18 protein-coding genes are annotated in these 22,791 nt (G+C 47.2%); 8 read left to right on the forward strand and 10 right to left on the reverse strand.

Annotation, left to right across the window (positions count from 1 at the left end; translation table 11 throughout):
- Positions 1–11: 11 nt before the first annotated feature.
- A complete protein-coding gene (locus BN4314_RS05495) occupies positions 12–851 on the reverse strand; it encodes a copper homeostasis protein CutC (protein WP_068540228.1) in 840 nt (279 codons plus the stop codon).
- Positions 852–1,405: 554 nt separating this feature from the next.
- Here BN4314_RS05495 and BN4314_RS05500 point away from each other — a divergent pair.
- The 3 genes from BN4314_RS05500 to BN4314_RS05510 all read left to right on the forward strand — a co-directional run bounded on the left by BN4314_RS05500 (position 1,406) and on the right by BN4314_RS05510 (position 6,171).
- Positions 1,406–3,925, forward strand: a complete 2,520-nt coding sequence (locus BN4314_RS05500) for a ribonucleoside-diphosphate reductase subunit alpha (RefSeq protein WP_068540229.1) — start codon at positions 1,406–1,408, stop codon at positions 3,923–3,925.
- Positions 3,926–3,985: 60 nt separating this feature from the next.
- Positions 3,986–5,044, forward strand: coding sequence for a ribonucleotide-diphosphate reductase subunit beta (locus BN4314_RS05505; RefSeq protein WP_021735683.1), 1,059 nt, complete (start codon positions 3,986–3,988; stop codon positions 5,042–5,044).
- Positions 5,045–5,238: 194 nt separating this feature from the next.
- Positions 5,239–6,171, forward strand: a complete 933-nt coding sequence (locus BN4314_RS05510; RefSeq protein ID WP_232309759.1) for a magnesium transporter CorA family protein — start codon at positions 5,239–5,241, stop codon at positions 6,169–6,171.
- A gap of 134 nt (positions 6,172–6,305) precedes the next feature.
- Here BN4314_RS05510 and BN4314_RS05515 read toward each other — a convergent pair whose 3' ends face one another.
- The 8 genes from BN4314_RS05515 to BN4314_RS05545 all read right to left on the reverse strand — a co-directional run bounded on the left by BN4314_RS05515 (position 6,306) and on the right by BN4314_RS05545 (position 15,414).
- Entirely contained in the window at positions 6,306–7,340 is a 1,035-nt protein-coding gene (locus tag BN4314_RS05515; RefSeq protein ID WP_068540231.1) for a YeiH family protein, read from the reverse strand.
- A gap of 274 nt (positions 7,341–7,614) precedes the next feature.
- On the reverse strand, positions 7,615–7,752 hold the full coding sequence (locus tag BN4314_RS08110; RefSeq protein WP_157089941.1) for a hypothetical protein: 138 nt from the start codon (positions 7,750–7,752) through the stop codon (positions 7,615–7,617).
- Positions 7,749–9,323, reverse strand: a complete 1,575-nt coding sequence (locus BN4314_RS05520; RefSeq protein ID WP_068540232.1) for a hypothetical protein — start codon at positions 9,321–9,323, stop codon at positions 7,749–7,751. Before BN4314_RS05520 ends, BN4314_RS08110 begins: the two co-directional genes overlap by 4 nt.
- A gap of 12 nt (positions 9,324–9,335) precedes the next feature.
- Positions 9,336–10,121, reverse strand: coding sequence for a metal ABC transporter permease (locus BN4314_RS05525; protein ID WP_021735618.1), 786 nt, complete (start codon positions 10,119–10,121; stop codon positions 9,336–9,338).
- Positions 10,114–10,791, reverse strand: coding sequence for a metal ABC transporter ATP-binding protein (locus BN4314_RS05530; RefSeq protein WP_021735656.1), 678 nt, complete (start codon positions 10,789–10,791; stop codon positions 10,114–10,116). Before BN4314_RS05530 ends, BN4314_RS05525 begins: the two co-directional genes overlap by 8 nt.
- An 8-nt stretch (positions 10,792–10,799) precedes the next feature.
- The gene (locus BN4314_RS05535; RefSeq protein ID WP_068540233.1) at positions 10,800–11,819 is read right to left on the reverse strand and encodes a metal ABC transporter substrate-binding protein; all 1,020 of its coding nucleotides are present in this window, start codon (positions 11,817–11,819) and stop codon (positions 10,800–10,802) included.
- Between the two features lie 454 nt (positions 11,820–12,273).
- The gene (locus tag BN4314_RS05540) at positions 12,274–12,945 is read right to left on the reverse strand and encodes a transaldolase family protein (RefSeq protein ID WP_021735637.1); all 672 of its coding nucleotides are present in this window, start codon (positions 12,943–12,945) and stop codon (positions 12,274–12,276) included.
- A gap of 54 nt (positions 12,946–12,999) precedes the next feature.
- Positions 13,000–15,414, reverse strand: a complete 2,415-nt coding sequence (locus BN4314_RS05545) for a glycyl radical protein (RefSeq protein WP_068540234.1) — start codon at positions 15,412–15,414, stop codon at positions 13,000–13,002.
- A gap of 107 nt (positions 15,415–15,521) precedes the next feature.
- Here BN4314_RS05545 and BN4314_RS05550 point away from each other — a divergent pair, with 107 nt between their 5' ends.
- A complete protein-coding gene (locus BN4314_RS05550) occupies positions 15,522–16,430 on the forward strand; it encodes a glycyl-radical enzyme activating protein (RefSeq protein WP_068540235.1) in 909 nt (302 codons plus the stop codon).
- A gap of 83 nt (positions 16,431–16,513) precedes the next feature.
- Here BN4314_RS05550 and BN4314_RS05555 read toward each other — a convergent pair whose 3' ends face one another.
- Entirely contained in the window at positions 16,514–17,260 is a 747-nt protein-coding gene (locus BN4314_RS05555) for a DeoR/GlpR family DNA-binding transcription regulator (protein ID WP_068540236.1), read from the reverse strand.
- A gap of 88 nt (positions 17,261–17,348) precedes the next feature.
- On the opposite strand from BN4314_RS05555, the gene BN4314_RS05560 reads away from it, so the two are divergent.
- From BN4314_RS05560 to BN4314_RS05575, 4 genes are all read left to right on the forward strand, one after another.
- On the forward strand, positions 17,349–17,948 hold the full coding sequence (locus BN4314_RS05560; RefSeq protein WP_187369553.1) for a metal-dependent hydrolase: 600 nt from the start codon (positions 17,349–17,351) through the stop codon (positions 17,946–17,948).
- 488 nt (positions 17,949–18,436) lie between these two features.
- Entirely contained in the window at positions 18,437–20,359 is a 1,923-nt protein-coding gene (locus BN4314_RS05565; RefSeq protein WP_068540237.1) for a C69 family dipeptidase, read from the forward strand.
- A 256-nt stretch (positions 20,360–20,615) separates the two neighbouring features.
- Complete coding sequence (locus BN4314_RS05570) at positions 20,616–21,167, forward strand: NADPH-dependent FMN reductase (RefSeq protein WP_068540238.1); 552 nt, start codon at positions 20,616–20,618, stop codon at positions 21,165–21,167.
- Positions 21,168–21,482: 315 nt separating this feature from the next.
- On the forward strand, positions 21,483–22,679 hold the full coding sequence (locus BN4314_RS05575; protein ID WP_068540239.1) for an FprA family A-type flavoprotein: 1,197 nt from the start codon (positions 21,483–21,485) through the stop codon (positions 22,677–22,679).
- The last annotated feature ends 112 nt before the right edge of the window (positions 22,680–22,791 follow it).

The raw sequence follows: 22,791 nt of genomic DNA on the forward strand, positions 1-22,791 counted from the left end.
TCATGGTTTAGTCATCTGGCATTTGAAATCCCTGGTAAAAACTCAAGTAATGAGTGGCTTGAGTCTGTGGCGGACGAAGAGTATTCCAAGCTCGCTTGGACTTCAGCATGGTGCACGGTATAAGTGAGCGCTTGAGCGCGCTCTTTGCTCACACAGTCAAAGGAGCAGGATAGGTCATCCTCAAGGTAGGCATAACTGACCTCATTGCGGGCGGTAGTGGGGTCTTTTTCGTAGTCTCGGCAGGAAGCATGTACCTGGCTTATGCCAGTTTTGTTGATGAGCTCACAGACATTTTGTGCATTGATGCCTGCACCAGCGAGGATTTGAATACGCCCTGCTGCTTGTTTTTGCAGCTGAGCAATGAGCGTTGCTCCCGCATGTGCGCTTGGCTTTTGACCACTGGTAAGAATACGGTCAACTCCGCAATCAACGAGCATTTCAAGTGCGGCTTTGGGGTTGGGCGTTACGTCAAAAGCACGGTGGAACACTGCCTCTTTGCCTGCTGAATGTGCAAGTTCAACCATCAGGCGTGTTTGCTCAACATTAATGGTGGCATCAGGGTTAAGAAAGCCAAACGCAACCCCATCTGCTCCTGCATCTATGAGCGCTGAGGCATCAGCAAACATAACCTCGACTTCGTGGGGAGAGTAACAAAAACCTGCTCCCCGTGGGCGCAGCATGGTGATAAGGGGAATATCAAGAGCCCCGCGCACAAGACGTAGTGTGCCCAAACTGGGTGTAAGACCTCCCAACCACAAGGCAGAGTTGAGCTCTACACGGTCAGCACCTGCGTCCCGGGCGCTTAGGCAGTCTTCGTAGCTTCCAGTGCATATCTCGACCGTTGTAGGCATTGCTCCTCCTCGCTTTGCTTCATACGTATTCCTTAGTTTTTATCACATACTACAATCTTGCATGTAAAAAACTTGCACGCAACAAACTTGTATATAGCAATCTTGCATGCAACAAATCTTGCATTCAATGTATCCAATAAATCTATATTTGCATCTAGGTAGTTAAATCTTTTAGCCCCGAGGAGTCGTTTTTGTTCGCATCCCGACTAAAAACGCGTCCACGGGGCTAAAAGTTGAACTATTAGCTGTTTCGTGAGCTAAATAGTTGAACTAGTGATAATTTGCGCCCTAGATATGAGTGTTTGGTACAAATTAGACGTTTTGCGACCTAGATATGAGTGCTTGGTACAGCTCTCGCATTCTCAGCAGCAAACGCACAAGCAATTGCAGAGCTGATATCCAACTATAGCAACAATATATAGTGGTTTGATTTCGTATGTGCTTCTAAATATTGCGTATATTGGCTTAAAAAGCAGCGAGCTATGGTATCGTAGTCACCGTTGTTTTTAGTCTTATCGGGACAGATTTGCTCCGCTTCGTGGCATGGGGGATACATGCAAATTATCAAACGCAATGGCTCGCTGGAGGAGTATGACTCATCCAAAATTGCGCGAGCAATAGAGAAGTCTTTTGCAGCAACTTCGACTAAGCCCGCAGAAGATGAGATTGCCAAACTCGTCTCACAGATTGAGAGACGCATGGCAGAAGAAAATGCAACAAGTGTTGAGCACATCCAAGATCTTGTAGAAGAAGTGCTGATGCGTGAGGGACATTTTGCGCAGGCAAAGTCCTATATTTTGTATCGTTCACGCCGTACGGAGCTTCGTCAGCAGCGCCAGGAAATCGTTGGTCTGGTGGGCGATGAGGGTATTGATGCGCTCATACTGCGTATCCAGCACGATTTTCTCGATGAGCAGTATTCGAGCTCTGCTTTATTCAATCGTTTTAGAGGGTTTTTGACAGAAGATATGGCATATCAGCAGCGTCTTGAGGCGCTGGTGCGCGCAGCTGTAGAGTTGACAAGCAAAGAAGCACCCAAATGGAGCTACATAGCAGCACGTTTGTTGGCCTATAGCCATCACGCCAAGATTAATAAGATGATGGCAGCACGTTCGATTGAGTCTTTTTATGACAAGCTGCGTTATTTAACTGAGCTAGGCCTGTACGGTACCTACATTCTTGAGTCCTATACCCGAGAAGAGATTAATCAAGCTGCGAGCTTTATTGACAACAACCGCGATGATCTTTTTGATTACGCTGGTCTCGATTTAATGTTGCATCGTTATGTCATTCGCTCCTTTGAGGGTGAGGCACTTGAGACTCCGCAGGAGATGTTCTTGGGTATTGCTCTTCATCTTGCTATGCAAGAGAAGCCCGCAGTACGTCTGGGCTGGATTAAGCGCTTTTACGACATGTTAAGTACACTCAAAGTGACTATGGCAACGCCGACGCTATCCAACGCACGTCGTCCTCAGCATCAGCTTTCTAGTTGCTTTATTGATACAGTGCCCGATTCGCTTGAGGGTATTTACCGCTCCATTGCAAATTTTTCTCAGGTTTCAAAATTTGGCGGCGGTATGGGCATGTATCTGGGTAAAGTCCGCGCTGCAGGCGGCTCTATTCGGGGCTATAAAGGTGCTGCTGGTGGTGTTATTCGCTGGATTCGTGTGATTAATGATACGGCTGTAGCAGTTGATCAACTTGGCGTACGTTCGGGTGCCGTGGCAGTTTATCTTGATGTGTGGCATCGCGATTTGCCAGAGTTTTTGCAGCTACGTACCAACAATGGTGACGAGCGTATGAAAGCCCACGATGTATTTCCTGCCGTTTGTTATCCTGACTTGTTTTGGAAGATGGCAAAAGAAAATATGTCGCAGGATTGGTACCTGATGGATCCTCACGATATTCTGACCGTCAAGGGCTATGCCATTGAGGATTATTTTGGAGACGAGTGGGAGAAGCGCTATCTAGACTGCGTTGCTGACCCCCGTATTCCTATGCGTACGCTGCCAATTCGTGAGCTTGTCCGCCTGATTCTGCGTTCAGCCGTTGAAACAGGTACACCCTTTGCCTTTATGCGTGATACGGTCAATCGTGCCAATCCTAATCCGCAAGCAGGTGTTATTTACTGTTCCAACCTTTGCACCGAGATTGCGCAGAATACTTCTGCCATGGAGTCGGTCAGCCAAGAAGTCATCACCAAAGAGGGGGATACCGTTGTGGTGAACACCACGCGCCCTGGTGACTTTGTTGTATGTAACCTCGCAAGCCTGACACTTGGGCGTATCAATGTTGAGGATGACGAGGAGCTGCGTCAGATTATTCATTCGCTTGTGCGTGCCTTGGATAATGTTATCGACCTGAATTTCTACGCACTGCCTTATGCAAAAATTACCAATCATCGTTATCGCTCAATTGGTCTTGGTGTCAGTGGGTATCACCACATGCTTGCCAAGCGCCACATTCGCTGGGAGAGCGAAGAACATCTGCGCTTTGTTGATGATGTTTTTGAACGCATTAATCGTCATGCAATTGAGGCTTCCAGTGCTCTTGCTGCTGAGAAAGGCTCCTATCGTTACTTTGAAGGTTCTGACTGGCAGACTGGTGCCTACTTTGATAAACGCGGCTACACGGGTGAAGTTTGGGATAGCCTGCGTCGTCGCGTTGCTGTGCAAGGCATGCGCAATGCATATTTGTTGGCAGTAGCCCCAACCAGTTCGACTTCTATCCTTTCGGGCACTACGGCAGGCCTTGATCCTATTATGAAGCGCTTCTTCTTAGAGGAGAAGAAAGGCATGATGCTGCCGCGCATTGCTCCTGAGCTTTCGATGGATACCTATTGGTATTACAACGCTGCACATAATACCAATCAGCTATGGTCTGTGCGCGCAGCAGGCGTGCGTCAGCGTCATATCGATCAGGCTCAGTCGATGAATCTTTATATCACCAATGAGTATACGATGAGCCAAGTGCTCAAACTGTATATCGAAGCATGGGAGCATGGTGTCAAAACGCTTTATTATGTGCGCTCCAAGTCTCTCGAGGTAGAAGAGTGTGAGAGCTGCTCGTCTTAGGCATACGCAAGAAGGACTGCAACACACGAGAAAATGAATGCGATACGTGAGGGTGGGGATATGACCATCGAAAAGAGTAATCAGCTGGTACGAAAAGCGCTGTTCAATCCACAGGGTGATACCGCAGTGCGCAACCGACGTATGATTGGTGGCAATACTACTAATCTCAATGACTTTAACAATATGCGCTATGGCTGGGTGAGTGATTGGTACCGTCAGGCAATGAATAATTTTTGGGTACCTGAGGAAATTAACCTCGCCCAAGATGTTAAGGATTACCCCCATCTCAGTGAAGCAGAGCGTAGTGCATACGACAAGATTTTGAGCTTTCTTGTGTTTCTTGATTCACTGCAAAGCTCCAACTTACCCAATATTAGTGCCTATGTAACAGCAAATGAGGTCAACCTCTGTTTGGGTATCCAGACCTTCCAGGAATGTGTTCACTCACAGAGCTATTCTTACATGCTTGATACCATCTGCTCTCCCGAAAAGCGCAATGAGATTTTGTACCAGTGGCGTGATGACGAGCATTTGCTACGCCGTAACACATTTATTGGCAATTGCTACAACGAGTTTGTGAATCATCAGGATGCGCGCGCATTTTTGCATGTGATCATGGCGAATTATATTCTTGAGGGTGTGTATTTTTACTCAGGATTTATGTTCTTCTACAACCTTGCGCGCAATGGCAAAATGCCTGGAAGTGCCCAGGAAATTCGCTATATTAACCGCGACGAAAATACACATCTGTGGCTCTTCCGCAATATTATCAGCGAGCTTCAAAAAGAAGAACCACAACTCTTTGATGAGGAGATGATCGCTGAGCTGCGAGCGATGCTGGAAGAAGGTGTGCGTCAGGAGTGTGCTTGGGGTCGCTATGTTATCGGTAACAAAATTTCGGGTCTTACAGGGGATATGGTTGAGAACTATGTCCGCTATCTAGGCAATCTCCGCTGGAGTGCTCTGGGATACGGCAATCTTTTTAAAGATAATCGACGTGAACCTGAGGATATGGCTTGGGTTAATCAATATTCCAACGCCAACATGGTCAAGACGGACTTCTTTGAGGCGCGCTCTACTGCCTATGCGAAATCGACCGCATTGGTAGATGACCTGTAGGATTGAGATGATTGCTAGGATATTATTGGGACATTGAGAGGCTGCGTACACAAGGCAATCTCATACGAATAGCCGCCCAGTTCTAGGACAACGAGAAATGGGTGGCTTTCCTGTGCTAGGCTTTCCTTGCATGAAATGGATGCCGTCACCGCTATGTTGATGACTTGCAGATGGGGAGGTATACGTTGATTGAGATGTTTCGAACTGAAGGTCGCGTAACCTCATCAGTTGATGATATGGGTGAAGGCAGTTGGATAAGGCTCAGTGCGCCAACGCTTGATGAGGTAGACACGATTGCTGATATCTTTGGGCTTGAGCGTGATGATGTTCTGGCTGCAACTGACCTTGAGGAAAAGGCGCGTGTGGAATATGAGGGTGACACCATGATGATATTGGTCGATGTACCCTCATCGGGCGAGATCCATGGTGAGCAGGCTCGCAACACAGTGCCTCTCTGCATTATTCTGACCAAGTCGAATGTCATTACGATTTGCTCGGAGCGTTTTGCTTTGCTCGATGATTTTTCATCAGGCAAGGTACGCGGGTTCTCGACTTGGCGACATAGCCGTTTTGCTTGCAGTATTTTGCTGCGTCTAGGAGTGTTTTATCAGCAGGTGTTGGCAGATATTGACCGTAAGCGACTTGCTCTTGAAGGGCGAATGGATCGCAGTATCAACGAATCTGACCTTTTTGATTTGCATACTTTAGAGTCATCGTTGGTCTATCTGTCAACCTCGCTGCAGGGCAATGCCAATGTGCTTGGGCGCCTGCGCCGCTCCTCTCGGCTTCTGCAGCATGAGGGGCTTGATGAAGAGCTTGAAGATGCTGTTATGGAGCATCAGCAGGCAATTGAGATGGCACAAATTTATCGCAACGTTATTGATGGTACGCGTGATCTAATGTCTTCAGTGATGGATTTGCGCCTTAATGAGGTCATGCGTCGTTTAACGGTCATCACAGTCGTACTATCAATTCCAACGATTATCTCGGGCTTCTATGGTATGAATGTCGATACACGTTGGATGCCTTTTGCCAATACGGTGCACGGCTTTACCCTGATTAGCTTACTGACCGTGCTTGTTTGTTGGCTACTTATTATTCTGCTCAAGAAACGCCGTGTATTTTAGAAGTTGGTTAGAACGTATTTTTGATCAGAGGCACTGCTAAACGCAGTGCTCTCTGATCTTCGAGATACTTCTACAGATATTACGTTTAACACCCTAAAATTGATGTGATGTACATCAAAGGCTATTGGCATTGCTTACCAAATACCAAGAAGATGCTGGACAACCAGACTGGTAGCGATGATACCAATCCAGCAGCAAAAACCTAGAGCAATAGGTTTGCCGCCCGTACGGACGAGTTTGACGATATTAGTATTAAGGCCAATCGCTGCCATCGCCATGATAATAAAGAACTTACTGAGGTTTTTGAGTGGTGCAAAGATAGTGGTAGGTAATCCAAATGAGCTCAAGATTGTGGTAACAAGCGATGCGAGTACAAACCACAATAGAAACATAGGGAAGGCGCGTTTAAACGAAAATGTGCTTGCACCTTTATCCTTTTCATGATGAGCCTGGAACAACGCAAGAACAAGTGTAATAGGGATAATGGCAAGCGTACGCGTTAATTTGACGGTGACAGCCTTGTCTAGGGTTGCAGTACCTAGGCCGTAGAGCGCATCCCAGCTGGCTGCAGTAGCGGTAACTGAGGAAGTATCATTAACAGCAGTACCAGAAAATATACCGAAGGCTTCACCACTAGTAGTACTAAAGCCCAAGGCTGCTCCGATAGCGGGAAATGTTAGAGCAGCAATGAGGTTAAAGAGAAAAATAACTGACATTGCCTGCGCAACTTCCTCATCATCAGCATCTACTACTGGAGCGGTTGCAGCAATGGCGGATCCTCCGCATATAGAAGAACCCACACCGACCAAAATTGAAATCTTGGAAGGTACCTTAAGTGTTCGATGTATTAGGTATGCCACAATCAAAGAGGCGCTGATGGTAAGTACAATGATGGGTAATGATTGTGCACCAGTTTGGGCGACAATACGCAGGTCAAGACCAAATCCCAAGAGTACAACAGCTGCTTGAAGGATTTTCTTTGAGGTAAAACTGATGCCCATATCATACTCAGCGCGATTTTTGAAAAAAAGAGCAACAATCATGCCTGCAATAATGCCAAGAACTGGTCCTCCTACTACAGGAAATAATGTGCCAAGCCACCAGCAGGGAACAGCAATTGCAAAGCATAGTAGGATACCTTTAGCGTTATCTTTTGCAAATCTCGGCATAAATCTCCTTGTTTGAGTTGGATGTCTGTCAAATCGGTCTTGTCATGATACATCCGAGAATGCTGAAAAATGCTAACTTCATCTATTTTCTGGCTTGGCTATAAAACTCAGCAGTTTTTCTATGGATGTGCCTGCTGATTTTATGCCTTACATAGAGGGATTATTTGGGGCAATACAGCTATAGGACAATTTATGAGCACTCTCTTCATAAGAAAAAAAGGAGGAACGTAAAGCTCCTCCCTCATCTAATAGCCGTTCAGCTCTTGGTGGCTTATTAGTTTTTGCCAGCTAGCGCCTTGAAATTATAGGTCTTTCCATATACGACAACGGTGCCATCATTGTTGAAGACAATGTCTTTGAGTTTTACATTGGGAAGCTCAAAGAAGGCATCATTAAACTCGTTTTCGCTCATACCGTAGATCGCGCTGTACTTGGCATTATCTCTTGGTCGCTCATGCCTGCATTAGGGCTTTTGGACTCTGCTTGTTCGATGGTAATACCGGGATACTTTGACTTGGGGTTGGAATAGACGCTGGTATAGCTGCCATCCTCAAAGTAGATGACCCAGCAACCCTTGTTGGCCTGCACGATACGGATGACCTTCTTCTCAACCTCCGGGGCTTCTTTTTCGTTTTGATTTTCGTCCTGATTGTTATCTTCAGCGGGTTGTGTCTCATCTTTATCAACAGTTGCGGCATTTCCCCAGCCGTTTTTGCCTTCGGGTCGTGCTTCGGGGTGGAGTACCAAATACTTGAGAGTAGCAACAACATCGCGGGCATTATCAGAACCAAAGGTAGAACCACCATCACGGCAGAACTGAATGATGGTATCGATACTGACATAGTGATAGTGATCATAGTGAGGAATGACAAAGGCATTGCGGCTCTTGTCAAAACGTGTGGTGTGAGCTGCACCGCCGTAGCTAAGTTTGTCTAAAGGTACGATTAGCTTTGCTTCCACATCATCGTATTCAAAACGCTCGTTATCTTCTACGGGATCGAAATGCTTGCCGTGAGTAGGATCGTACTCTTCAATCTTAATATCAGGGTAAAGATTGCTGGGGTCATCGCGAGTAATACTTTCGGTACCATCAGCATGGCGCAGATGCCAGTGGTCTTCGTGATGTTCGATACCCACAATACGTTTGGGGTCATTGGGATCCTGCTTGATAGGGGTTACTTTAGTTTTGCTTGGCTTGTTAGGTTTGCCATGCTCACCAATATAGTTTTCGATTTTGATATTGGGGAAGATGCGCGCTGGATTGTCATGTGTGATGAACTCACTACCATCCTTGGTATAGGCATGCCAATGATCACCGTGTTTGGCGATGCGAACGATAGGCTGCAGGGATAGCTCGCGCAAGCCTACGACACGTACAATACTTAGACCGCCAGGTAGTTTGGGCAGACTCTTGTTTTGTTTTGCACCTGTGGTTTTGTTGGTCCTTGCCTGTTGGACATTGGGCTTGGAGCTACTGTGATCAGCGTGAGAACCCGTGTAGGTCCCTACTATTGCATGGGGGTAGTAGGGGCGAGGATCGGTGTAAGTTACAAACTCAGAGCCGCCAGCAGTAAAAATATGCCAGTGATTGCCGTGCTGGAGAATTGTGACCACGGCATTAGGATCGATGCGGGCGAGCTCCTTGCCTGTGACAACCTTGGCGGTCTTTTTGAGGTCACGAGAACTTTTTGCCTTGGCAGGATCGGTATAAGTGATAATTTCACGACCGTCTTTGGTAAAGACATGCCAATGATCCCCGTGCTGAACCACTTTTACAATCTCGTTGGAATCAACTTTGGAGTCAATTAAGACCTCAGTAGTGTGGTCTACTTGGAAGTTTTGAGTTTTCTTTTGGATTGCTGCGGAAGCCTCTTTTTGGTTTTGGGCAGCAGGAGAAGTGGGTTTTTGACCGTAGCTACAAGCGCTCGCGGCAAGAGCGAGACAAAGGGCACCAGAAAGCGCCGCTTTCTTTGGGTTATTCATTTTTAAAAATTCCTAACGTTTTTTCACAATCAGACTAATAACGAGAATAAAGACGCTAATCAGCACAATTACCGCACCGGGGCGCAGGTTGTAGTAGTACGAAATAAATAAACCTGCATACACCGAAATGAGCGAAATGACGATGGCAATAGCCAAAGTACCTCTATAGGTGCGACCCAGCTGCATAGCGCCAATGACTGGTACAACAAGAAGCGAAGATACGATGAGTGAGCCGATGGTCTTTGCAGCGATGGAAACCGTAATGGCCACCATGAAAGAAAATGCAAAGCTCAAGGTCTTTGCCTTGATGCCAAGAAGTGCTGCGGCTTCGGGATCGAGCACACTGAGGTAGAGCTTGTCATAAAGCAGACGATACGCAATGAGAACGACACAGGCAATGATAATGACGAGGTAAAACTCCATATCACTAATGGTCACGATGGAACCAAAAAGGTAAGAGCTAATGGAGTTGCTGTTACCCGCAAGGCTGGTAAAGATGCCCGCTAGGCCAATTGCAGAAGCAAGTACGATAACAGCAGAAATTTCTTGATAAGCTTTGAGTTTGCTGCTCATGAGTTCGGTTGCAAGACCTGCAATAATGCAGGCAACAATAGATCCCAGCAGTGGATTAAAACCAAAGCAAAGACCCGCAGCAACACCAGCTAGCGAAGCATGTGAAAGCGTATCACCCATCATCGATAGGCGCTTGAGTATGATAGGAAGACCAATGCAAGGCAAGATAATTGCCAAAATGCTGCCTACCATAAAGGCACGTTGCATAAATTCATACTTAAACAAGGTCTTCCATACCTCCCTTCCACAGCCTAGGGTCCAGTTCAGAGCAGCTACCGTTTTTAAGACGAACAACTCTATCGACAAAATTCGTCGCCTCAGCCGGGTGATGTGTTACTAGTACAATCGCGCGTCCTTCATCGGCAAGCCCGCGTAAAATCTGATAGAGCTCAGCTGAAAAAATCTTGTCGATTCCTGAGGTTGGTTCGTCAAGAAGGATGAGACGAGCGTCTTTTGCTAGTGCCAAAAGGAGTCCTACACGCTGAAGCTGACCACCCGAGAGTTCACTGAGGCGGCGATTTGCGTGATCTTCAAGTTCTACTGTCGCTAGAAGCTCGGTAATGCTTGCCTTCTTTTTAAGATGGCGAAGCTCAATGCGCACCACTTCTTCAACCGTAGTGGGAAAATACTTGTAGCCCAATACTGCATTCTGTGAAACATAGGCAATGTCGCGATAGTGATTGTCGATGGCGTGGTCGTCACCAAAGAGACTTATTTTGCCGGAGCTTGGTTTGAGCCTGCCCAAGATTAAATTCATCAAGGTAGACTTGCCAACACCATTTTCACCAATAAGGGCCAGGAACTGCCCTGCATCAACTGAGAGGTTCAGCTGATGCAGGACGGATTCCTGTTCGTACGAAAAACTTAAGTCGCTGATAGCTAGTGCGTTTGCCATAAGAAAATCTACTTATCGAAAGACTTCATAATCATGTCAAGGTTGCGTTCCATGAGACCGAGGTAGCCGAGGTCCTTCTCCTCATCGGTAACACTTTCCATAGTATAGATGCTGGCGGTCTTTACACCGGTATTTTTAGCGAGAGTTTCAGCAACCTTGGGAGTCGCCTTGCCCTCAAAGAAGATTGTACTGACCTTGTGCTGCTTAACAAAGTCGGCAATTGTGGCAAGCTGCTGAGCAGAGGGCTCGTCTTCGGGGGAAATGCCGGTTACTGCAACCTGCTTTAGACCATAGTCATTGGCAAGATAGTTGAATGCAGCGTGTGAAACGATGAGGTAACGCTGGTCTGCAGGGATAGAAGAAATTTTCTCCTGGAACTTCTTGTCGAGAGCATCAAATTTGGCAGCTGCTTCATCAAGATTCTTTTTGTAGTACTCAGCATTGTCAGGATCAATTGCGGAGAGCTTCTCGTAGATAGCGTTGAGCTCCATCTTTGCATTCTTGATGCTTAGCCATGTATGGGGGTTGATACCACCGTGGTGATGATGGTGGTGCTCATGCTCCTCGGACTCCTCATCATGATTCTCGCTGCCGGAGTGCTCATGCTCTTCTTCCTCATCATCCTCGCCTTTGAGTAGGGTGAGACCCTCAGACAGATCGAGGAATTTACTGTCATCATTGGCAGTCTCTTTGAGATCGTCAATGAAAGACTCCATTCCCGCACCGTTGTAAACGATGAGATCTGCTTCGGAAATTTTGCCCATTTCGGAAGCTTGTAGTTCAAAGTCGTGAGGCTCTTGGTTACCGCTGATAATCATTTCGACGTTCATCTTGTCGCCGGCGATGGTTTTGGTGAGGTCATAGATGGGGAAGAAGGTCGTGTAGACGGTCTTTTTTGCGCCAGACTGAGTGGTAGCACTGTTGGAACCTGCAGCTTGCTTGCCAGAAGTGCCACAGGCTGCCAAGGGGAGAGCTAGAAGGGCTGCTGCTAACGCAACTGCTAGCGTTTTACCGAATTTCTTGTGCATCATATCTCCTTGCACGTTCGTCTGATTCTCATTTTGAAACGATTTTTGAGCTGCTCAGACAAGCAATTCGGCACTCAAGCGGGTGACAAATTTAAAAGTAAGCTCAATTCGAATTCGAAAATGAGAATCAATATTAAATTGGTCTGAAGTAGGTTAGCACAGTTGAGGGATAAAGACATTGGTCATTTTTTAAAAAGTTAAGTCCATAAAACATTCGCTTTTCTGCGCTGCGTTGCTGTGCTGTATGGCTTGTCATACATACGCCGAGTGTAGGCAGTGCGATAGCGCCGGGAGTGTCTGCAGGAAGCTGGTAAAACATAATATGAATTGCCTCCCAGTCCTTAGAGGAATAGGAGGCAATTTGAGGTAGCGATTATGGCTATGGCTCGCACTACTCAAACTTTACGAGCAGTGCATTAGCGATGCAAAAAACCGTGCAAAAGACGCTGCAAGCCTATGCTTTGAGAGTGTTGCGGCTGTACGCCTTCTGCCAGTTGACGGAAAACTCGTCAACAGCGATAGCAGTACCAGGGTGATCAATCATGGCGCGGATGACATCGGGAGCAACGGTCAAAGCAGGGCAACCTGCGGCGAGCAACTGATGTACCTGATCGACATTCTTGAAGGAAGCAGCGCAAACCTTGGAATCGATGTTATAGATTGCCAGCGTATCCACGAGCTCGGCTACCTGACCAACACCATCACCATAGTTGCACATACGATTGACGTAAGGAGCCAGATAATCCGCGCCAGCCTTGGCTGCCCAGAATGCCTGGTCGGGCGAATAGATACCCGTAGCCAAAATGTTGATGCCCTCTGCCTTGACGGCAGGGATAGCCCGCAGACCCTCACGACTCACAGGAATCTTGACTAACATGTTTTTACCGCCACGTAAAGAAGCAATCATACGAGCCTCTTTGAGTATTCCTTCATAATCGGTGGCAATTACCTGTACAAAGACCTTTTGATCTTCGTTGAACTCCTCAAAAATATCGGCTAGAGCCTGTTCGGGAGACTTACCCGATTTAGTGAGAATGGTGGGATTGGTTGTTACGCCATCAATAGGAAGAATGGCATTGAGCTCCTTGATGTCTTCGATATTTGCGCTATCGATAAAAAATTCCATGGGATCCCTCCGTTTTTCCTGTGTATCTACGGTACAACTCAAACCCTATCTTACTTATATTGTCTGTTCGGTACGTCCAATAATGTCATCTTGTGTTGCTTTTGAAAGGGCGTTAAAGAAGGCGCTATAGCCAGCTACACGCACAATCAAGTCCTTGTAGTTCTCGGGATGTGCTTGGGCATCAAGCAGCGTTTCGCGGGATACCACGTTGAACTGTACATGATAACCATGCAGACGGTTAAAGAAGGTACGCAGCATCATTTCGAGCTTTTGCTTGTTTTCCTCGCGAGAAAGCATCATGGGTGTAACTTTTTGGTTGAGCAAAACACCACCGGTAATCTTTTCGGTAGGAAGTTTGGTGATGGATTTAAACACCGCTGTGGGTCCCTGCTTGTCACAGTTGTGAGCAGGACTACAACCCTCGGCGAGAGGTGCATGCGCGTGGCGTCCGTCGGGGGTTGCCATGGTGCCCATACCCTGGCCGACATTTGCGGAAATAGAGCTTGTGCCAGCATAGCGGATGCCGCCAACAGGTCCACGCATATAGCGAGTCGAAGGGTAATGCTCAATTTCTTGGATATAGGGTTCATAGGCCTCGACTGCAAGCTGATCGACATAGTCGTCATCGTTGCCATACTTGGGGGCATTTTCAATGAGCAACATTTGGATGCGCTGGCCTTCTTCAGATTGGAAGTCTTCGAGGATGGCATCCCATAGTTGCTGTGTAGTGATTGTCTTCTCTTCAAAGACAAGTTTTTTAATAGCTGCAAGACTGTCTGCCATGTTGGCCAGGCCTACCTGCAATCCAGAGATAAAGTCGTAGACCGCACCGCCTTCTTTGATGGTTTTGCCGCGTGCAATACAGTCATCGGTGAGCGCCGAGCAAAGCACATCGGGAACATCACGCTCAGAAGCTTTGTCGATAAAGTTCTCAACAATGACCGAGTAGCGAGTCATCTCGCGAATTGTGCTATCCCAAGCGGCAAAGAGCTCATCGTAGCTTTGCATAGCGGTGAAGTGGCCATAGTCTTTGGTGAAGCGTCGGCCGCTGGTGAGATCTACACCACCGTTCATTGCGCAGAGCAGCAGGCGAGGGAAGTTGAGATAACTCATGCCCGTGCAGCGATAGCCCCACTTGCCCGGAACCGCAGTTTCAACACAGCCGATTGCAGAGTAGTTATAGGCATCTTCTTCGGCAACACCCCAGTTGATAAATGAGGGGATGATAACTTCGTCGTTGTTGAGAGCGGGCATACCAAAGCCAAGCTTCATCACTTCAACGCACTCATCGAGGAATATCTTGTCGATATTGGCGTGATAGCGCACCGTAAGATTGGGCTGGGTGAGGCGGGTTTGCGCAACCGATTGCAGCACAAGATAAGAGAGCTCATTGACTGCATCTTTGTGCTCGGTGGTTTGGCCGCCAATGGTGACGTTTTGATACATGGGACTGCCAGCTGAAGAGAGCGTATGCGACTGACTGCGGATCTTTTGGACAGTCAGAGACTTGATCCAGAGGTTAGTAAGCAGTTCAAGCGCTTCATCGCGCGTGATAGCACTGCTCGCAAGATCTGCTTGGTAATAGGGCAGCATATACTGATCAAAACGGCCATAGGAAAGTGAGTGACCGTTGGACTCAATCTGCAGTAAAACCTGGGAGAACCATACGGCTTGAATGGCTTCGCGGAAATTGTTTGCAGGCTCATAGGGAACCTTGGCGCAAATCTCACTCATACGGGTAAGCTCTGCCTTACGGATGGGGTCACTCTCAGCTTGAGCAAGCTCAAACGCAAGATCAGCATAGCGCTGAGCCCAGCGATGAACGGCCTCAATCACAACGAGAACGGCACGATAAAAAGCCAGCTTATCAACAGATTCGGGGTCAGTGAGGTCGAGTGCTTCTTTAGCTGCACGCGCACGTTCCTCATAGCCGCGCAGACCTTCACGTAATAGGCGGGCATGATTGATAGCTAGGTGGGCATCGCCTGCATTGAGTTTGCCCTCCATGCCAAAAAGGCCCGTCTCCATAAAGACCGAAACCTCGTCGGGAAGCAGAGCCATACCGCGGTCGCGCAGAGTATTGTTTTCCCAATAGGGTGCAATCTCACGAATGCGAGCTTTGTCTTCGTCGGTTACGTAGAAAACGTCACCATCACGTTTGTCAAAAAGATCCAGCTCATTTATGACAAAGCCGAGTGTGTACTCGGGAAACACCGGAGCATTGCAGTTTTTGCTTGCTTGGTTTCCTGCAAGCAGTGTTTTGTCCTCAATGTAGATGCTCATCTTGTCCAAAATATGAGCAAAAGAGAGAGCACGGCGGAGAACAGGAGGCTGGTTTGTGCTCTGTTTGTAGGACTCAGTGCAAAGAATTGCGCGCTCAGCGTCAACGAAGGGCTTTTCATCGAGCACTTCTTCACGGAATGCCTGCATGCGGGCAGTCAAAGAACCAAAGTGCTTGGAATTCTGCATAGCCTTCTCCATTTCATAAAAAAGCTTGAAAAGTTTCGAACGTAAGTTTATGATACCAAGCGGAGAGGGAATGTCAAGTAAAAAGACAAATTGTGCAGAGGATATATATGCAGTCAGCCACCGTATTTAACATCCAAAAATTCAGTCTCAATGATGGTCCCGGAATCCGTACGGTGGTGTTTTTGAAAGGTTGTCCTCTGCGTTGTTTTTGGTGCTCCAACCCCGAAAGTCAAATGCGTCGTCCGCAGTTGGAGTGGAAGGCAGACGCCTGCATTGAATGTGGTGCTTGTATAGCTGCCTGCCCACAAGCGGGTGTGTCAACGACAGCAGGCAAGCGGCACGTCAATATAAACACCGTTGATGGCTCATCTGAACTTGCAAAGCAGATGGTAGATACATGTCCAGGCCGTGCGCTATCCTTGGTGGGAACGACACAGACAACAGAAGAGGTTCTCAAAGTCTGCCTGCAAGATAAGCCCTTTTATGAGGATTCGGGTGGCGGCGTTACGTTGTCTGGCGGTGAGGCCATGCTTTGGCCTGAGTTTGATATCGAGCTATTGAGTCTGCTGCATGCTGAGGGAGTGGATACCTGCATTGAGACCGAAGCTTATGTTTCAAACAAAGTCTTTGCTGCGGTGGCGGAGCATCTTGATCACCTGCTGATTGATTTTAAACATGGCGATCCACAGGCGCATAAACGCGGCACAGGCGAGACAAACGAGTTGCCTCTAGAAAATATTCGTTGGGCACAAGAAGCGGGTAAGGATGTGCTGATACGAACGCCAGTTATTCCCCGCTTTAACGATTCGGTTGAAGATGCAAAATGCATGGCAGAAACCCTTGCTGAGTTGGGGATAGAGCGTGTGCAGCTGTTACCTTTCCACAATTTTGGCGAAAGTAAATACGCTCTGCTTGAGCGCAACTACCAGCTCTCAGGAGAAAAAAATCTCTCGAGTGATGACTTGTGCGCCTATGCTCAAGCATATGAACGTGCAGGCATCCATGCTTTTTGCTAGTTGCTCTGTTCATCTGTGAGCTCATTGCAATACTAAATATCAGCAGATGAGCAAAGATGCGGCATCTCGTGTTTGGTGAGCGCTTAGGCAAGCGCGATATGAATGCCGAGTTTTTTGACTTTGCGACGGTCAGCAGGACTGATGCCAGCGTCAGTAACAAGATAAAGCGGCTTGTTTTCAAAGCGCAAAGGTACGGCTTCATATTGATGGAACTTTTCGGATTCAGTGAGCACAACTACTTGCGCCGCTGATTCTGCCATGGAAAGTACTGCTTCCGCGCGGAATTGATCTCCGTTGGTAAATCCTATGCCGTCAAGCCACCCATCAGCTCCAATAAAAAGGCGCTCTACCGCAAAGGACTTTACGCAGCTACGCAGTAGTGGACCTACGGTGACCTGAGAATCGCCTTGGACCGTACCACCGAGGAGCACCGTTGTGATATTGGGAGAGTCACGCACATACGTGCTGATAAAAACACTGTTGGTGATGATGGTGACGCCTTGGTGTGTATCCGCTAACTCGCGGGCAAGCAGGGCACAACAACTGCCGCTTTCAATCATGATAGTTGCACCATCGGATATCGATTCGGCTGCTCGCTTGGCGATGCGAAGTTTTTCTTCATAGTGGTAGGCAAGACGTCCAGCTACATCATTGGGATTTGAAAGTAAAGCAAAGCCATGTTCGCGTAAAGCAAGGCCGCGTGTTTGCAGGGAGTCGAGATCTTTGCGCATGGTGACGGTTGAAACGCCAAAATGCTCAGCGAGAGCAGAAACCTCAATTTTCTTTTCACTGGTTAGCAGTTCAAGAATCTGAGCGTCGCGTTTGGACATAACACTCCTATCGAAGAAAAATAAGCAAAATCATTTTCATATGAAACCATGATATATTTTTTCTAGTAAAAGGTGGTGAAAGTAGATGATGGGCAAAACCCACATAACTGTTGGTATTGCAGCGGCACTCTTTGTGTCGCAGCCAGCGAGTTCTGCTGCCTGTATGGCCGCTGTCCTTGCGGGTGCACTTGGTTCGATTACACCTGATATCGACGTGCACGCCACGAGTCACAGTCGCGATGTTTTCATTGCGCGGCTTATCGTAGCTGTGCTGGCCATAGTGAGTTTTGGTATTGACCGTGCTTTAGGGGCACAGCTCTGGGCATATATTTTGCAGATCCAGCTCAGTCAACAAGTTATAGGACTACTTGGCTTTTTTGGGCTTTGTATTATCGGCAGGTTTACGCCGCATCGGAGTTTTACTCATTCGGTACTGGCGCTTGTACTCTTTTCTGTGACGATAGGTCTTGTGCTGCCGATGGCAATCCCTTCTTTTGCAGCTGGGTATGCCGCCCATTTGTTGCTTGATTTGCTTAATAAAATGCCGATGAATCTGCTCTTTCCTTTGGAGTCGAGCTGGTGTCTGCATTTATGTCATGCTGACGGACTTACCGACAAAGTGTTGATGCTTGCTGGTTTGGTGGGCGATATTGTTCTACTCACCCTTTGTATTGAAAAATTTATATAGGAATATCCTATTCATAAGAGTCTAAATCACCTTAGCTCTATCCATTATATTTAGTACTTATCCTTAAAATATGCATTATAAATTTGTTGTCATCTGTCGCAGGAGAAGCCCGGAGCATTATTTTTTCATCAGTTTTTCAGCAAAAGATTTTTAGTGCTTTTTTGCTAGCTCAAAGCCCTGTTGATTTTCAAGACAATGATGTCCTAGAGCTTTTTTCGAGTTTTTTGCAGTTTTAAGGACTTTTTTACGAGCGCAACATCTGAAGTAGGCATTAGCTTATGGGTCCACCCGTGGTAAATTCCCCAAACCAAACGTAGGCCTGATTAACCATTTTATCTGCTCATGACAGCTCACGGCAGCTATTGCCCCGCTCGCCGTATTGAGAGCGATTTATACAATATTTCAAAAATGTTTCGCTATCGTGAGCCATGGCCGTTTCGTTTTTACAGCGGAAGCAACAGGCTTCCAAGCTGAGAGGAGACTAGCACATGTACAAGAAGTTTAGATTCTCTAAGGCAACCCGCGCTCTCATCGTTGCTGCAACTGCAGTCGCAATTTCGGGTATTCCCCAGACTGCTCTTGCCTGCACCCAAGTTTATATAGGCTCCGAACTTACCACTACAGGTGATACTTTCTGGGGTCGCGCAGAAGATTATGCCAATCGTTACCCCAAGGCTTTTGGCGTTGCTCCTGCTACCAAAAATGGCAAAGTCATTCAAAGTTACGAGAATGACACCGATCCCAAAGCAAGCTTCTCTTATAAAATTGATGGCCCTACGTTCCGTTATACCTATGTTCGCGATACACCTGATAACTGGACTGAAGCTGGTGACGCGAATGCCAAGGCTTATTCCGAGGCTGGTACCAATGAGAAGGGCGTCAGTGTTTCTTCAACTCTAACCACCAATATGAGCGATGCTATTGATAAGGTTGACCCTCGTATTGATACGGGTATTGGTGAGTACAGCATCCATGACTTTGTCCTTTCTCAGGCTTCTACCGCTCGCGAGGGCGTGGAGCTACTTGGTAAGGTTATTGATGAGCAGGGATCTCAGGACTGCAACCAGATTGTTATTGGCGATGCAAACGAGACGTGGATCTTTGCTCAGCTGTCTGGCAAGCAGTGGATTGCCGTTAAGATGGCATCCGATCAAGCTTCTTTGAATCCCAATATGGATAACCTCAAGTTTGATGTTGACCTTGAGGATAGCAAGAATTGCTTGCACTCCAAGGATCTCAAAAAGGTTGCCGAAGATGCTGGTACCTATGTTGAAAAAGATGGCAAGATGGACGTTGCCAGTTCTTATGGCAACAGCTCTGAGGATCAGGGTGTAGGTCAAAATACCCGTTATGTCCAAGGACATCTTTACTTTGGTGAGAAGCTTACTGAGGGCAGCGACTATACCGTTGACAAAGACGGCTCCGTAGCCACCGTTGCTAACTCTACTTTCTATGTCAAGCCTGCCGAAAAGGTTGATACGTTCACGGTTTTGCGCTCCTTGGGCGCTCGTGGCGAGGGCACAGCGGTAGATGCCAACAAGAACGATAAGCTCTATGCAGTTGGTAACAATCGTAGCACCGAGAGCCATATCTTCCAGGTACGCAAAGGCTTGGATGCCGATATTGCAACCATTCAGTGGGAGGGTTTGTCCCGCACTGAGTTCACCCTTTATATTCCTAGCTATTCTGCATTGCTGACTGAAGTTGACCAGGATATCTATCCCAACGAGGCTGCATACGATACCTCGCATGTTGGTGACATTATGGAATACAGCAAGGATAAGGATGGCAACAAGATCTACGACGAGAAAATCACTGAGTCCAACGAGAAAATTGCTCTGAAGGATTCTGGCACGAAGTATCTCGATTACGATTTGATGGACCTTAATACTCTTGCTTACAACCACCGCAAAGATGTTGCTGAGGGTGTTCATGCATATCTTGATGTCTTGCAAAAAGATATTATTGCTCAGCATGAAACCGTTGATGCTCAGATGAAAGATGTCAAAGACGGCAAGGCTCGTATGGCCTTTGCAAATAAGGCTCATGATGTTGTATCCGAACAGGCACAAGCCAAGGTGCATACGCTGGTACAAGAAGTACGCGATTATCTGAACGCTGGAGATACCTCCAAGCCTTTTGCTGCAAGTGATCTTGCTGAGGGCAAGCTTGCTACTGCTTTGACCTATGCTGACGAGCTGGCAAAATTTGATGCTGATGCCGCTGCTAAGGATGTCGTCGAGCCGGTTGAGGAGGAGAACACCAAACAGGAGGCACCTGCCGAGGGATCTGCAGACAGCAAGAAGGCTGACGAGGCACGCTCTATGCCAACTGGTGTTATCGGTGTCATCATTGCTGTTGTAGTAGCAATTGCTGGCTTTGTTGTTTACCGTGGTCGCAATAAGGAGTAAGTGCAATAAAGAGTAAACAGCTGCACATATAGTGAAGCTTTGTTGCTGACTATCAAACCGTCTGTCGTATGAATTGCATCAAGCGTGGATTTCAACATTGCAAACCATGTTATTAAGATGCAGCTCAAAAGGCAGGCGGTTTTTTGTAGCGGGTATGTGGTCTTAGGCGTAGATGAAAACCTCGTGATTTACCGGGTATAAAACAATATGTTCAAGCTCAATGGCTTGGTGCCGAAATAAAGAGAGGGATAACGCATTGAAGAAGACCATCCTTATGGTGCAGGGTTCCCTGCGCAAGCAGTCATTCAATCGTCAGCTCCAGGCAGCTATCATCCAAGCTTTAGGTGATGCGGTCGAGGTTAAAGAACTTGACTTTGGGGATGTGCCTTTTATGAACCAAGATATTGAATGGCCAACCCCCGCATCTATCCAGCGCGTGCGCAACGAGTTTGCTGCCGCCGATGGTATTTGGATTGTCACCCCTCAGTACAATGCAAGCTACCCAGCTAATATCAAGAATCTTATTGACTGGATGAGTCGTCCTTCGGCTCAGGGCTCTTCCAAAAAAGCGACCAAGGATAAGAAAGTCACCTTCTCTGGTATTGGAGGCAGAACCGCAACGCTAGAGATGCGCACCAGACTTGGCGAGCTTCTTCCTTTTGTTGGGATGAATTCCATGGATGAGTTGGGCCAAGGCTATACGGTCAATGGTTCTGCTTGGGGGGATAATGTCGTTGTTTTCACTGATGAGCAAAAAGCGGCTATTCAGGCTCAGGCAGATGCTTTCCTCAAGTTCATTGAGGCCTAAGCATTAACGAACACTCATCCAGCTCCTTTCCTTTGTGAAAAAAACAGCATCCTATAGGATGCTGTTTTTTGTAGGTCATCAACCCAGGACCGTGCGCTCTTTGCACAGGACAAGAAAAACTATTCGCTATGCGAGAAGCATCTGCAATGTGCTGTTTATCGAAACAGTTATGCTCTGCACGTCTCTTTATAGGCAGAATCGCATATCATTTGAGATGAGAGCTTTCTCCAGACATTTCTGCTTGCAGTGCACATGCAGGGACGTGGGGAAAATTTATATGTGCTTGATAAGCGTTACTCAGCAAGGAGTGAGATTATGCACAACGTTCGCGAGATTTGCGAAGATAGTTGGTGGTTGGGCGCATCTGATAGGCGGCTAGAGTTTTTTGAAAATACCTATCCCACACCTGCGGGCATGTCGTATGACAACTATCTTATCTTGGATGAGAAGACCTGCTTGATGGATGGCACTGATGAGGTCACCATACTGCAGGTAATGGAAAACCTTGAGTATTTACTTGCTGGACGTACGCTTGATTATATGGTCGTAGATCATATGGAGCCCGACCATTGCCGTATGATTCCTCAGCTGGTAGAGCGCTATCCCGAGATTAAGCTTGTGGCTACGGCCAAGTCTTTTGAGTTGATGTCACAATTCTTTGATTTTGATGTTACTCCTCATGCAATTACGGTCAAGGAAAACGATACGCTTGAGCTGGGACGCCATACCCTGCAGTTCTTTTTAGCTCCCATGGTCCACTGGCCCGAGGTGATGGTTTCCTACGATCAGCTGACAGGCGTTTTGTATTCCGCCGATGCCTTTGGTGAGTTTGGTGCGCTGGGTGGCAACATCTTTGCTGATGAGGTTGATTGGGAGCACTACTGGCTGGATGAGGCGCGTCGCTACTACGTTAATATCGTAGGTAAGTATGGTGTGCAAACCAATATGCTGCTCAAAAAACTTGCCAAGTTGGATATCCGTATGATTTGTCCGTTGCATGGCCATATCTGGCGCAAGGACTTTAATCTCATTCTTGATAAGTATGCCAAGTGGGCAAGCTACGAACCCGAAATCGATTCTGTCGCAATCTTTTATGGCTCAGTTTATGGCGATACAGCTGTTGCGGCTGATATTCTTGCGGGCAAGCTGGCTGAGCGCGGCATGCGCAATGTACGCGTTTACGATAGCTCCAAGACGATGACCTCTGAGCTTGTTTCTGTTGCCTTCCAATACTCCAAACTTGTCTTTGCTTGCGCCACCTATAATTTGGGCATCTTTGATAGCATGCGCACTTTGCTGGACGATATCGCAGCTCATGCCCTTAAGAATCGCGTTGTTGGTATTATGGAAAACGGCAGTTGGGCTCCTACGGCGGGCAAGCTCATCCAAACACAAGTTGAGGCCATGCCCAATATGACTATTATCGAGCCTGTGGTGCACCTGCGTTCTAGTGTTAAGGAAGTAAATCTCGCCGAGATTGAGGCTTTGGCCGACGCCCTCGCTTCCGCCTAATTCGCCTTACATTAGCTGTTATTTATCCGCTTAGGGAGAGTCCTAAGCGGATTTTTCTTGACATACTGTATATATATGATATATACAGTATGTACACAATGAACAGAACAAA

This window comes from Olegusella massiliensis, from assembly GCF_900078545.1.
Taxonomy (GTDB): Bacteria; Actinomycetota; Coriobacteriia; order Coriobacteriales; family Atopobiaceae; genus Olegusella; species Olegusella massiliensis.